Annotated in this window: 1 protein-coding gene; it reads left to right on the plus strand. The window is 36.1% G+C overall.

Annotated elements, in window-relative coordinates; translation table 11 throughout:
- Positions 1–144: 144 nt before the first annotated feature.
- Positions 145–269, plus strand: a 125-nt coding sequence (locus tag RI01_RS04075; protein WP_425311119.1) for a hypothetical protein, incomplete at its 3' end; no start/stop codon positions are given.

A 269-nucleotide genomic window follows, 5' to 3' on the forward strand; every position in this document is an offset into this window, starting at 1 on the left:
ATTAATCACTATGTGGAAACAAAGTCTCCAAAATCCCCATCATTTTGTTAACAAGGTCAAAGCCATAGAAAATTATATTTACCAATATCACAACCAAAAGAACCAAAGCCGTGGACTGCTCATCATACGGAGACAGTCAAGAAAATTAAAACCAAAGTTAAAACTTTACCTTGCTTAGTTTTAGCCAATCCTACGTGGCAAAAAATTATTGAAACTGATGGTTCTGATATTGGGTATGGGGGCATCCTTACCCAAATTTGCCCTAATAG

The sequence above is a fragment of the Italian clover phyllody phytoplasma str. MA1 genome, assembly GCF_000300695.1.
Taxonomy (GTDB): Bacteria; Bacillota_I; Bacilli_A; order Acholeplasmatales; family Acholeplasmataceae; genus Phytoplasma.